Origin of the sequence: Streptomyces exfoliatus, assembly GCF_000725545.1 — a bacterium.
Classification (GTDB): Bacteria; Actinomycetota; Actinomycetes; order Streptomycetales; family Streptomycetaceae; genus Streptomyces; species Streptomyces exfoliatus.
Genome location: NZ_JNZP01000087.1, coordinates 1 through 1743 on the forward strand (window position 1 = coordinate 1; position 1743 = coordinate 1743).

A 1743-nucleotide genomic window follows, 5' to 3' on the forward strand; every position below is an offset into this window, starting at 1 on the left:
CCGAGGTCCAGCTGGAGGCGCACCGCGCCACCCAGGCGTGGAGTGAGGAGACCGCGACGTGGAACAGTGCGAACACGTTCACCGGTGAGCTGTCGGGTACGTCGGTCGTCGTGGACAACGGCGAGGCCGGGCGTACGGCCGCCGTGGGTGCCTGGCCGGCGTCGGGGAACGCGGCGTACACGCAGTACGCGGTGAACCAGACGTACATGTACAACAAGGACGCGGTGGCGGGTGACACGTACTCCTGGCAGCCGAGTCTGCCCGAGGACGGCACCTATCAGGTCGAGACGCATAACATTCCGGCTTCCGACCGTGCGGCCAACGCCCCTTACACCGTGACTTTCGACGGTGGGTCGAAGGCGTACACGGTCAATCAGCAGGCCGGTACGGGCGGTGTGTGGAAGACGCTGGGTTCGCATCCGTTCAAGGCGGGCACGCTCGGCAAGGTCGTCCTGGGTGACGGGCCCGTCACGACCGCCACGTCGGTCATCGCGGACGCGGTGCGGTTCACCAAGGGCGGTGTGGTCACCAAGCAGCCCGGTGAGCTCAACACGTGGCATTCCTTCCCGGTGACCAAGACGGTCCAGCAGTGGATCGACGGCACCTACGCCAACAACGGCTTCGTCATCAAGGCCGGTGACGAGACCGCCAACGGACCCAAGGGCGGCCCCCGTTACGAGGGCAGCGAGTTCGGCTACGGCGGCGAAGTCGCCAACTACCCCCGCCTTGTCCTCACCTACGGCCGTCAGGGCGTCGACCTCGCCGCCCCGACCACCATTCATGACACCGGCGCGGAGCTGTCCTGGTCCGCCTACCAGGACAAGGACCCGATCGGGACCGGTGACGATCTGGTCGAGTACCAGGTCCACCGCTCGATCAGCCAGACCTTCACCCCCTCCTCCGCGACGCTGCCGCGCGTACTACTACATGGTCGCGGTGAAGACGAAGGACGGGCAGGTCGTCGCCGCCCCCACCCAGCTCGTGCGTCTGCCGAAGGCCGGCCGTACGACGAAGGTCCTTGACGCGACGCAGGACACCACCCTGTCCTCCGCCCGCACCACCACCACGCACGACACGATCGACGACGGCGGTCCGAAGAACTGGCTGTCCGTCGGCAACAACTCCGCCACCTATGGCGACACCCGCGCGGTCCTGAAGTTCCCGGCCCTCGGCATCCCCGCTTCGGCCCGGGTCCTGGACGCCAAGGTGCGTCTGTGGTCCACGCAGACCGCCCAGGACACCACCGGCGCCGTCTACGAACTCCGGCCGCTGTCCCGCGACTTCGACGAGGCGACCGCCACCTGGGTCAAGGCGAACGCCACCACCAACTGGACGACCGCGGGTGGCGACTTCGGTGCTGTCGCGGGCGACACCGGGGCCAAGACCAACGACGACTGGAGCGTCACCTCCCTCGCCCAGTCCTGGGTGACCACCCCCGCCTCCCAGCAGGGTGTCGTCATCAAGATGGCCGACGAGGCCGCATCCCAGGAGCGGACCCTGTTCCTGTCCTCCGAGGGCACCGAGCAGCGCCTGCGTCCGCGCATCGTGGTCACGTACATCGACTCGACCACCGAGTCGACGTACTTCGCGCCGCAGACTCCGGCGCGGATGACGCCGAACACCGACTACACGGTCGACTTCACGCTCACCAACACCACCTCGGCGAGCTGGACCGCGACGGATCACGTCCTCAGCTACAAGTGGACGCTGCCCGACGGCACCGACGTGACCACCGGCGGCAAC

The 1743-nt window shown here is 67.8% G+C and carries 2 protein-coding genes; both read left to right on the forward strand.

All coding sequences use genetic code 11. The annotated features are described in order from the left end of the window. Positions 1-1022 (forward strand): golvesin C-terminal-like domain-containing protein (locus tag IO20_RS41885; protein ID WP_245685161.1); only part of this gene is annotated, 1022 nt, incomplete at its 5' end. Then, the coding region (locus IO20_RS41890; protein ID WP_245685162.1) for a DNRLRE domain-containing protein at positions 937-1743 on the forward strand (807 nt) is incomplete at its 3' end. The genes IO20_RS41885 and IO20_RS41890, both read left to right, overlap by 86 nt.